Genomic DNA, 1,255 nt, shown 5'->3' with positions numbered 1-1,255 from the left:
TAGGTGAGTTTATGTTTTAACACCCCGTCCTGATGGATTCCCGACTCGTGTGCGAAAGCGTTAGCACCGACGATCGCCTTATTCGGTTGCACGATCATGCCGGTAAGATTAGAAACTAGGCGAGAAGTGCGATAGATTTCCTTGGTGTTGATCTTGGTTAAAGGTTCCGTGGACTCTGCTGGACGACCGAGGAAAGGATTAAAATAGGAGCGCCGGACATGAAGGGCCATCACCAATTCTTCTAGGGAAGCATTACCGGCACGCTCACCGATACCATTAATAGTACATTCCAACTGTCGAGCGCCATTTTTAACTGCTTCGAGGAAATTAGCCACCGCTAACCCTAAATCGTCGTGACCATGGACGGAGATAATCGCTTGGTCAATATTGGGGACATTTTCCTTAATACCACGGATTAAAGCCCCAAATTCGCTGGGGGTGGTGTAACCGACGGTATCGGGAATGTTAACGGTGGTGGCTCCTGCGGCGATCGCTCTTTCGAGGACTTGATAGAGGAATTCGGGATCGCTGCGGCCGGCATCTTCGGGGGAAAATTCCACATCATCAACGAAGGATTTGGCATAGGCCACCATTTCTGGCACAATCTCAAGAACTTCCTGACGAGTCTTCTTAAGTTTGTATTGGAGGTGGATATCAGATGTGGCTAGGAAGGTGTGAATTCTGGGCTTGGCGGCGGGTCTGAGCGCATCGGCGGCAGATTTGATATCTTTTTGAGTAGTGCGGGCTAATCCGCAAATAATCGGGCTATCAGCTTCGCTGCCGACGCTGGCGGCAATTTTCTGTACAGCTTCAAAGTCCCCCGGACTAGCGTGGGGAAAACCTGCTTCAATGACATCAACTCCCAGTCGTGCCAGTGCGCGCGCTATGGTTAGCTTCTCATCCACATTTAAAGCGGCACCCGGGGACTGTTCCCCATCTCGAAGGGTGGTATCGAAGATAATCACACGGTCTGGACTGGTATTCATAGTTTTTTTGTACCGTTAACGAACTTGGGAGTTGTTCCTCTGATTATAGCAGCTGAGGCCGAGGGGGTTGTTAAGGAAAATTGCGCTGAGAATTTCTCGACTTGCTCGCGCTTTTCCGGCTTGCCCTCTTTTTGGCTACCATAGAGGATATAGATAAATTGGCGAGGTAGTTAACAATGTTTGGCAAACCAGCGAAGGAACCGAACCCACCGGAGGTAAAAGACCTACAGGAAGTGATGTTTTCAATTAAGCAAAATCTCGAACCGGAT

Annotated in this window: 1 protein-coding gene; it reads right to left on the bottom strand. The window is 49.4% G+C overall.

What is annotated here, in order from left to right; translation table 11 throughout:
• Window positions 1-986: 2-isopropylmalate synthase (locus PX481_RS14910; protein WP_288094861.1), on the bottom strand; the 986-nt coding region annotated here is incomplete at its 3' end.
• Window positions 987-1,255: the final 269 nt, after the last annotated feature.

Source organism: Microcystis sp. M53603_WE2, assembly GCF_030065435.1.
The sequence above is the reverse complement of the archived record's forward strand: the minus strand, read 5'-3'. Positions and strand labels throughout refer to the sequence as shown.